The sequence below is a fragment of the Legionella maioricensis genome, assembly GCF_023618015.1.
Classification (GTDB): Bacteria; Pseudomonadota; Gammaproteobacteria; order Legionellales; family Legionellaceae; genus Legionella; species Legionella maioricensis.
This window is the reverse complement of record NZ_JAJKBJ010000024.1, coordinates 40,124-48,055: the sequence shown is the minus strand read 5'-3', so window position 1 is coordinate 48,055 and position 7,932 is coordinate 40,124. Positions and strand designations below refer to the sequence as shown.

The window sequence follows — 7,932 nt, the reverse complement described above, 5'->3', positions numbered from 1 at the left end:
AATGAGGAGGAATACGCTAGTTTAGTTGTGGAAAAAACTTAAGCCTCTGTAGCCTGGATTAGCGCAGCGTAATCCGGGGGGAAACGCATTGAGCCAGGGCATTCCCCGTATTACGCTGCGCGCTAATATGAGCTACGATTTATTAGGCACGATCCTAGGTATGGACCGTTCTATCTCTATCCTGTAAACACTGTAATACATCATAAAAACTCAGCTCACAGGTTTTTAACAGAACTAATAAGTGAAAAATTAAATCGGCACATTCATTAACCAATTCTTCTTTATTATTGCCTACTGCTGCAATAACCGTTTCCACTGCTTCTTCGCCTACTTTTTGGGCACATCGGTGAACACCAGACTCCAAAAGTTTTACTGTATAACTGTTTTCATCATTCGTTTCTGCACGTTCATTAATTAATTCAATTAATGCATCCAGAAAACCAAGAGTACTATAAAAGGGCGGCTGATAGCAGCTGTTATATCCTAAATGGCAGGCGGGTCCTTTAGGAATGACCTGAATTAAAAGACTGTCATTATCACAATCGGCACTGATGTGTTGCACGGCCATGCTATTACCAGACGATTCGCCTTTACGCCACAATCTTTTTCGGCTGCGACTGTATAAAGTCAACTGGCCAGACGTTAATGTAGCAATTAATGACTCCTGGTTCATATAACCTAACATGAGTACTTTGCCATTTTCTGCATTTTGGATAATGGCGGGAAGTAACCCCTGCATTTTCTGCCAATCCAGAGAGTTAATTTCTAAATCACTCATAATCTTACCTCTATTTTTTGTTCTTTAAGGGCTAATTTAACTTCGTTTATAGTTAATATATTGTCATGAAAAACGCTGGCTGCCAAAGCCCCATTTACATGAGACTGAAGAAAAACCTCAATAAAATCTTCGGTTTTGCCAGCTCCTCCTGAAGCAATTAAGGGAACCTGGCAGAGTGTACGCATTTCTTGTAATTGTTGGATATCATAACCAGAACGCACGCCATCAGATTGCATACAATTCAGAACAATTTCCCCAGCACCACGATCTTGAGCTTCTCGAATCCATTCTCGTGTTTTTCGTTTGGAATTGATACTTTTAGTTTCACTTCCCGTATATTGATAAACATAGTAATCATCAACTATCCATTGGCTGTCAATTCCTATAACAATACATTGACTGCCAAAACGAGTACTTAATTCATTGATCAAGGAAGGCTTTTCTAAAGCGGGACTATTAATTGAAATCTTATCTGCCCCCGCATTCAATATCGATTTTGCCTGTTCCAGGCATCGAATGCCACCCGCTACTGTGAAGGGAATATTAATCGTTGCTGCAACTTGATTGACCCAATCAGGGCATACGGATCTTTGATCGCTACTTGCAGTAATATCATAAAACACCAATTCATCGGCGCCTGAAGTGGAGTACTGAGAGGCCAAGGGCAGGATATCACCTATAATTCGGTGATCGCGAAATTTTACTCCTTTTACTACTTGATTATCGCGAACGTCAAGACAAGGAATAATTCGTTTGGTTAACATAAATCAATACCTCATGTAGTCCATATGGAGCATTGCTTCGTACGGACAATTAATCTTTAAAAACCTACGCCCCATAGAAGAGGGGACACAGGTTTGATTTAGGCAACAACACCAATCAAGTCGTGGGGCGTTGAAAAAATGATCAATGCGCTCCAGCATATTCTGCTAAACACTCAGATAAATCAAAATCACCAGTGTATAAGGTGAGTCCCAAAATAGCAGCAGTCACACCCAGATCATGCAGAATGGCGATATCTTTGGGGTTACGGATGCCTCCAGATGCTTGCCAGGCGATGTTTGGAAAGCGTTCCACAGCCTGTTGATATAAATTAAAATTAGGTCCTCCCATCATTCCATCACAAGCAATATCAGTGCAGAGTATTTCACGGACACCTAATTGTTGATAATAAGAAACCACTTCCCACAGGTTGCTTTTGCTGTTTGTTTGCCAACCATTAATAGCAGGAACAGGTATTTTTTGTTCTATACGGACATCAAGGGCAAGGATAATATGTTCTGGTTTAATTGCCTCAATGATTTGTCCGGTAAGAGTGGGATTGGAAATAGCGATACTCCCTAGTACTAAGCGAGATATTCCAGCCTTATAACACAGCTGTGCTTGCTCCATAGTTCTAATGCCTCCGCCTGCCTGAATCGGGATCCCCGTATTTTGCATGGCACAGATCAGGGGTAATTGTTGCATTGCACCAATCCGAGCACCATCCAAATCTACAATGTGAAGGCGTTGGGCACCTACTTGAGAAAAGTATGCCGCCCGTTCTATAGGAGGAGTATTAAACTCTGTAACTCGATCAAATTGACCTTGTTTTAAGCGTACACAAGTTCCTCCTTGTAAATCGATTGCGGGAATAATTAACATATCGACTCCAAAGATAAAAAATTATTAAGTAAAATCATGCCTGTTTCTGCTGATTTTTCAGGATGAAATTGCATGCCAAAAATATTATTCTTATTAATGATTGCGGAAAACTCCTGATTGTAATCACAGCTGGCTAAGGCATGTTGCGTTTCTTTTAAGGCATAACTATGGACAAAATAAACATGTTCCTTAGAGTCTAGCCCCTGTTGTAAAGGAGAGTTTTGGCGCCATTTTAATTGATTCCATCCCATATGAGGCACAGGATAGTATTTCTCTCTTGTTAAAAGCTCCGCGGTGCCAGGAATTAATCCTAAACAATCCACATCACCCTCTTCACTGTACTCAAGTAATAACTGCATTCCCAGACAAATTCCCAGTATGGGCTGTGTTAGTGTGGTCAAGACTTTATCCAGGCCATGTTCACGCAGGCTATTCATTCCATAAGCGGCAGCGCCTACACCGGGTAAAATAACATGGCTGGCTTTTTGAATTTCTTTGGCATCATGGGTCAAGACATAGTCAAAACCCAACCGTCGCAGAGCATTGGTCAGAGAGGTGAGGTTATTGCCACTTACATCGATGACTGCAATCATAAAACCCCCTTGGTAGAGGGAAGGAACTCACTGGTTTTCATACAAGCCTGACGTAATGCTCTTCCTAGTGATTTAAAGCAAGCTTCTATCATATGGTGGTGATTGGTCCCTGTGACGCTGATGTGGATGGTGGCACCCAAGGCACTGGCAAAAGAGTGGAAAAAGTGAGGGACCATTTCAGTGGCCATACCGCCAACAAATTCACGAGTAAACTGGCCTTTGAATTCACAAAAGCTTCGGCCACTAATGTCTATGGCAATGGATGCCAATGCTTCATCCATGGGTAGGGTGAATCCGTAACGGTTAATGCCCCATTTATCGCCAAGGGATTCTCTTAGCGCCTCTCCAAGAGCAATCGCAGTATCTTCTACTAAATGATGATCATCGACCTCTATATCACCAGTGGCGTTTAATTCAAGATTAAATCCACCATGTTTTGCTATTTGTTCCAACATGTGATTAAAAAAAGGTAATGGTGTTTTAATGCTGCCACTTTGGTCTGTATCTAAGGTTAAAGTCAAATCGATATCGGTTTCATTTGTTTTTCTTTTTATTACAGCAGTACGAGGAGTATTAAGTATTTCCTGGGCAATTTGACTCCAGGTGGATTGTTTGGACACCGGAAGGAATTTAACCCCTAAATTGTCTGCCAATTCTCTATCGGTATCTCTATCCCCTATGACCCATGAGGCTCGTTTATCAATAGCTGTGTGTCTCATCCATTGATCCAACAGTCCGGTTTTGGGCTTGCGACAAACACAATTATCCTCTGGCAAGTGGGGACAAACAAAAATTTCATCAAAGACTATTCCTTGAGAAGAAAAAAGATCGAGAATAAAATCATGACAAATTGCAAAATCTTCTTCTGGAAAAGCAGGTGTTCCAATGCCATTTTGATTCGTTACCATAATGAATTTAAAATCGGCATTTCTTAACTGGAGTAGTGCAGGAATTACTCCTGGAGTTAACTTGATTTTATCTAAAGAATCCACTTGAAAGTCAAATGGCTCTTCAACTAAAGTACCGTCGCGGTCAATAAATAAGATTTTTTGCATTTTTTAATCCTGAAACATTATTGATAAAAGAAGAGAGCGTATCGATTAATAATTGATTTTGCTGTTCTTCACCTACGGTAATACGCAGATGATCATGCAATAAAGAATTGGCTGGAAAATCTCTAATCGCTATACCATGACTGGCAAACCAGGTAGTTAATTCTTTAGCATAAGGGGTTTTAACCAGAATAAAATTGGCTTCAGTTGGATAGATTTTTTCGATAACTTCATTTTTTTGTAGCTCATTAAATAGCCAGTCTCTAGAGATTTTAATCTTTTCCAGAGCGGATAAAAACCAGCTATCTATTGCCAGGGCATTGGAGGCTAATTCGATAACAGCGCTGGAAAGTGTATAAGGGGGAATAATTTTTCTAAAAGCCTGTATGACATGTGCTTGGGCAATAACGCCGCCCAAACGCAGGCCAGCCAAACCACCTGCCTTGGACAGCGTTCTTAGTACCACTAAATTCTCAAATTGGGGAATTAAAGTTATGGCACTCTTGGCTTTGGCAAATTCAATATACGCTTCATCAACGACTACGAGTGATCGATTCTTATAGTGCTCACAGACTGCTGCAATGAGCTCCAAATCAATAAGAGTTCCAGTGGGATTATTGGGACTGCAAAACATGATAATTTTGCAGTTGGGCTGCCAGCTGCTTTTAATTTTATCCAGGGAAAGACTAAAGTTATCCTGCGGATCTAAAGGGCATTGAATCAATTCTCCCTGTTGCAAGCGGACATAAAATGCATACATGGGGAAGGTTGGTGAAAATTGCATGAACGCATCTTTGCCTGCGCTTAAAAATAAACGGGTGACTAAATCAATGCCATCATCACTTCCTCGGGTCAGCGCCAACTGCTCATCCTCAACCTGGTAACGTGCGGCTAACTGCTTTTGTAATTCATTGTGTAAATTAGTATTGGGGTAAAAATTTAAATTAACAGGCCTTGTTTCTATGGGAGTCCAGGGTAATTCATTGGCATGCAATCTATATTTTGCCTCCTCTCCGCCAGGCACATAATTGGGACTGTTTAATAATTCGGGGCGTATTAAATTGAGTATGGACATTTAAACCTCCAAAGCATTGAGTCGAATTTGTACTGCATTAGCATGAGCATCCAAACCTTCGATTTGCGCTAAAGTAACCGCTGTTGGGCCCAAATTACGTATCCCTTCCTGATTAATTGATTGCACGCTAAAGCGCGTCAGAAAATCTATGGTGCTCAGCCCATTATGACTTCTTGCAAAACCATTTGTAGGCAGCACATGATTACTTCCTGTCACATAATCACCCATAGTTTCTGCGGCCCAAGAGCCAAGAAATACAGTGCCAACAGCGCATATCTGGTCTACCCACAAAGCCGCGTCTTCCCTGTTAATGATTAAGTGTTCTGGCGCGTAGTCATTAATGATGCTGATTTGTTCTCTTTGAACAGACGATATAATAATCATACTGTGAGCTAGCGATCGTTTAATAAGATCTTGTCGGGACAGATGGGCTAATTGTGTTTTTAATTGCTGATTAACTTTTTCAGCACAGTCCGAGCTATTACAAACCAGTAATACTTGAGAGTCTGGACCGTGTTCTGCCTGAGCTAATAAATCAGCCGCCAGAAAAGCAGGATTAGCCTGATCATCAGCGATGATCATGACTTCAGATGGTCCGGCCGGCATGTCTATAGCCGCTCCACAGGGATCACTGGCAACCTGGGTTTTGGCTTCGGTGACATAACTATTACCAGGGCCAAATAATTTATCTACTTTAGTCACTGTTTCAGTCCCATAAGCCATAGCAGCAATCGCTTGGGCTCCACCCAGTGTATAAATAGTCTCAATACCACTCAACCGCGCCGCCACAAGCAAATGCTCATTGATTTCTCCTTTGGCATCAGGGGGGGTACAAAGTACTCTGATAGGGCATCCGGCAACACGTGCAGGTATTGCTTGCATTAACAACGAAGAGATCAGAGGGGTTTTATTTCCTCCTGGAACATATAATCCTACTCTTTGAATGGGTCTGTAGGTCGTTAAGATATCAATGCCTTTTGCGGTAGAAATCCGGGTATTTTCTGGCAATAAAGCCTGGTGGTAAGCAGTAATGGTTTCTATTGCCTGATTAATAGCCGTTAATGATTGTTGGTTCACGGCCGCTTTTGTAATTTTTTCAATGGGAACCTGAAGCGTTTCCAAGTGAGCTCCATCGAATTGTTCTGTTAATTCCAATAGGGCTTTATCGCCAAAAGACCGTACTTGTTTGATAACGGCTGAAACATTATTTTTGGCAGCAGAAACTTGCAAAGGTCGGGATAAGCATTGCTTTTTATCCGCTGAAGATAAAGAAGACCAGTTTTTGATGGTTAACATAATACTTACTCCAACATTTTTTCTATAGGTAAAACTAAAATAGAGCTGGCACCTAAACCTTGAATGGTTTCCAACGTATTCCAAAATACTCGTTCACTGGAAACAACGTGGACTGCTACTTTTTCCGGGTTACCGGGCAACGGAAGAATAGTGGGGGCTTCTGCTCCCGGCAGATTTTCCGCAATTCGTTCAAGTGCAGATTTGGGCGCATGAAAGACAATATATTTTCTTTCCTGTGCCTGCTGTACTGCCTGGATTCGCCGGGCAAGCATGTCAAATAAATCCTCATGCTCAGGCATAAATTGCTTTGACGTCTGAATGAACACCGCCTGGCTTTGCAAAACCGTGTCTACTTCAAGCAATTTGTTGTCTTCCAGCGTTTGGCCGCTTGATACCAGATCGCAAATTGCCTCTGCCATACCCATACGCGGTGCTACTTCAACTGAACCAGACAAGATGAGGCTTTCAGCGCATATTTTGCGTTCTTTTAAATATTCATTCAGTAAATAAGGGTAACTGGTAGCGATGCGCTTTCCATCCAGGCTTCCTGGACCTTGGTAATCGAAAGACTCAGGCACTGCTATAGATAAACGACAAGTACAGGTACCCAAGGCGAGTAATTTTTTGTATTGCTTTTGTGGTTTGGCAAGAGAAGCTTCCAATAAGACATTTTCGCCAACAATTCCGCCATCACATAAATTATCAAAAACTAACGTAGGGATGTCATCATCGCGAACAAAAAGTAAATCAATAGGAAAGTTATCTACATGAGTAAGTAACGCATTGGGTTTGATGCGAAATTTTAAACCACAACGTTGTAAAAGATTAAGTGATTCTTCAGACAAACGCCCTTTTTTTTGTAATGCCAAGCGTAAACGATTTTTCATTACTTCTCCGTTCTATCTGCAATAAGATTATATCCGCCTGTACCAAAGCTTAAACATCGTGCAACACGAGTAATTGTGGTGACGCTTACTCCGGTTTGCTCATGAATGGTACGGTAGGGGATGCCTTGTCGTAGCAAAGGTACAACTTGCCAACGATCAGCCATAGACTCTAATTCTGCTGGGGTACACAAATCAGTAAAAAAGTTTAAAGCTTCTTCTTGGTTTTTCAGCAAGCTAATTGCGTACATTAAATCAGGAAGAGCAGAGTGTTTTGTAGTAGAATGTATTTTCATATTAATGTATTAATGCGCTGCAACATGACTCAGATGATAATGATTATCTTTATTATTGTCAATATAAAAGTGAAAATATTTGGAAATAAAGCGCTAAATCATATAAAGTAATTACTTGTTTAAAATGGATAACGATTATGAAACCTTTTACTCGAGATATAACGTTAACTATTACCATTAAATTGATATTACTTTTTTTATTGTGGTGGATCTGCGTCAGGGGGATGCATCCGGTATTAACCAGCAGTCAGGAATGGTTGTTAGGAAAGAGTCAACAACCAGTTTTTTCCAAAAATAATAACATGAGGTGATTT

The 7,932-nt window shown here is 41.0% G+C and carries 10 protein-coding genes; 1 reads left to right on the top strand and 9 read right to left on the bottom strand.

Features of this window, described 5'->3' with window-relative positions; translation table 11 throughout:
- Positions 1-154: 154 nt before the first annotated feature.
- The 9 genes from hisIE to LOX96_RS14975 form a co-directional block, all read right to left on the bottom strand.
- A complete protein-coding gene (gene hisIE, locus LOX96_RS15015) occupies positions 155-778 on the bottom strand; it encodes a bifunctional phosphoribosyl-AMP cyclohydrolase/phosphoribosyl-ATP diphosphatase HisIE (RefSeq protein WP_250423571.1) in 624 nt (207 codons plus the stop codon).
- On the bottom strand, positions 775-1,542 hold the full coding sequence (hisF, locus tag LOX96_RS15010; RefSeq protein WP_250423578.1) for an imidazole glycerol phosphate synthase subunit HisF: 768 nt from the start codon (positions 1,540-1,542) through the stop codon (positions 775-777). The genes hisIE and hisF overlap by 4 nt, the downstream gene beginning before the upstream one ends.
- A 142-nt stretch (positions 1,543-1,684) precedes the next feature.
- Positions 1,685-2,422 (bottom strand): 1-(5-phosphoribosyl)-5-[(5-phosphoribosylamino)methylideneamino]imidazole-4-carboxamide isomerase, encoded by a 738-nt coding sequence (locus LOX96_RS15005; protein WP_250423579.1) that lies wholly within the window; start codon positions 2,420-2,422, stop codon positions 1,685-1,687.
- Entirely contained in the window at positions 2,416-3,015 is a 600-nt protein-coding gene (gene hisH / locus LOX96_RS15000; RefSeq protein ID WP_250423587.1) for an imidazole glycerol phosphate synthase subunit HisH, read from the bottom strand. The genes LOX96_RS15005 and hisH overlap by 7 nt, the downstream gene beginning before the upstream one ends.
- Positions 3,012-4,070: a bifunctional histidinol-phosphatase/imidazoleglycerol-phosphate dehydratase HisB gene (gene hisB, locus LOX96_RS14995; RefSeq protein ID WP_250423588.1), complete on the bottom strand. Its 1,059-nt coding sequence runs from the start codon at positions 4,068-4,070 to the stop codon at positions 3,012-3,014. Before hisB ends, hisH begins: the two co-directional genes overlap by 4 nt.
- Positions 4,048-5,142 (bottom strand): histidinol-phosphate transaminase, encoded by a 1,095-nt coding sequence (gene hisC, locus LOX96_RS14990; protein WP_250423589.1) that lies wholly within the window; start codon positions 5,140-5,142, stop codon positions 4,048-4,050. Before hisC ends, hisB begins: the two co-directional genes overlap by 23 nt.
- On the bottom strand, positions 5,143-6,438 hold the full coding sequence (gene hisD, locus LOX96_RS14985; RefSeq protein ID WP_250423590.1) for a histidinol dehydrogenase: 1,296 nt from the start codon (positions 6,436-6,438) through the stop codon (positions 5,143-5,145). It lies immediately after the preceding gene.
- A 5-nt stretch (positions 6,439-6,443) separates the two neighbouring features.
- Entirely contained in the window at positions 6,444-7,325 is an 882-nt protein-coding gene (hisG, locus tag LOX96_RS14980; protein ID WP_250423594.1) for an ATP phosphoribosyltransferase, read from the bottom strand.
- Positions 7,325-7,618 carry a YerC/YecD family TrpR-related protein gene (locus LOX96_RS14975; RefSeq protein ID WP_250423598.1) on the bottom strand — a complete coding sequence of 98 codons (294 nt, stop codon included), beginning with the start codon at positions 7,616-7,618 and terminating at the stop codon, positions 7,325-7,327. Before LOX96_RS14975 ends, hisG begins: the two co-directional genes overlap by 1 nt.
- 137 nt (positions 7,619-7,755) lie before the next feature.
- On the opposite strand from LOX96_RS14975, the gene cydP reads away from it, so the two are divergent.
- Positions 7,756-7,929, top strand: a complete 174-nt coding sequence (cydP, locus tag LOX96_RS17655) for a cytochrome oxidase putative small subunit CydP (RefSeq protein ID WP_348645857.1) — start codon at positions 7,756-7,758, stop codon at positions 7,927-7,929.
- The last annotated feature ends 3 nt before the right edge of the window (positions 7,930-7,932 follow it).

What these genes read in the sequence shown, in the direction of transcription:
- hisIE (WP_250423571.1), bottom strand. Translation starts at nt 778, where the DNA reads ATGAGTGATTTAGAAATTAACTCTCTGGATTGGCAGAAAATGCAGGGG.
- hisB (WP_250423588.1), bottom strand. Translation starts at nt 4,070, where the DNA reads ATGCAAAAAATCTTATTTATTGACCGCGACGGTACTTTAGTTGAAGAG.
- hisC (WP_250423589.1), bottom strand. Translation starts at nt 5,142, where the DNA reads ATGTCCATACTCAATTTAATACGCCCCGAATTATTAAACAGTCCCAAT.
- cydP (WP_348645857.1), top strand. Translation starts at nt 7,756, where the DNA reads ATGAAACCTTTTACTCGAGATATAACGTTAACTATTACCATTAAATTG.
- hisH (WP_250423587.1), bottom strand. Translation starts at nt 3,015, where the DNA reads ATGATTGCAGTCATCGATGTAAGTGGCAATAACCTCACCTCTCTGACC.
- hisG (WP_250423594.1), bottom strand. Translation starts at nt 7,325, where the DNA reads ATGAAAAATCGTTTACGCTTGGCATTACAAAAAAAAGGGCGTTTGTCT.
- LOX96_RS15005 (WP_250423579.1), bottom strand. Translation starts at nt 2,422, where the DNA reads ATGTTAATTATTCCCGCAATCGATTTACAAGGAGGAACTTGTGTACGC.
- hisD (WP_250423590.1), bottom strand. Translation starts at nt 6,438, where the DNA reads ATGTTAACCATCAAAAACTGGTCTTCTTTATCTTCAGCGGATAAAAAG.
- LOX96_RS14975 (WP_250423598.1), bottom strand. Translation starts at nt 7,618, where the DNA reads ATGAAAATACATTCTACTACAAAACACTCTGCTCTTCCTGATTTAATG.
- hisF (WP_250423578.1), bottom strand. Translation starts at nt 1,542, where the DNA reads ATGTTAACCAAACGAATTATTCCTTGTCTTGACGTTCGCGATAATCAA.